At 44.9% G+C, this 283-nt stretch carries 1 protein-coding gene; it reads right to left on the minus strand.

Annotation, left to right across the window (positions count from 1 at the left end):
• On the minus strand, positions 1–283 hold a 283-nt coding region (locus tag VJI94_RS08245; protein ID WP_324009005.1), incomplete at both ends, for a penicillin acylase family protein.

Here is a 283-nt window from a genome sequence, read left to right on the forward strand (position 1 = left end):
CAGTACTCATCCAGGGTACTGTCTTTAAAGTGCATGTCGTAAAAATCAATTACATCTCTGCCCGCATTGGTTACCCCCCATGCGATGCTGTCATTAAACCCAATAATAACAGCAGGGGAGCCTGGAAAGCTGGCACCATAAGTATTATGTGTAGGTGTAGTAATTTGTACTTCATACCAGAGTGAAGGCAGGTTAAGACCCAGGTGCGGATCATTGGCCAGAATAGGTCTGCCGCTTTGCGTTTTGGTACCAGAAACCGCCCAGTTATTACTACCATTATTTT

It is taken from the genome of Parvimonas sp. D9 (genome assembly GCF_035282565.1).
Classification (GTDB): Bacteria; Bacillota; Clostridia; order Tissierellales; family Peptoniphilaceae; genus Parvimonas; species Parvimonas micra.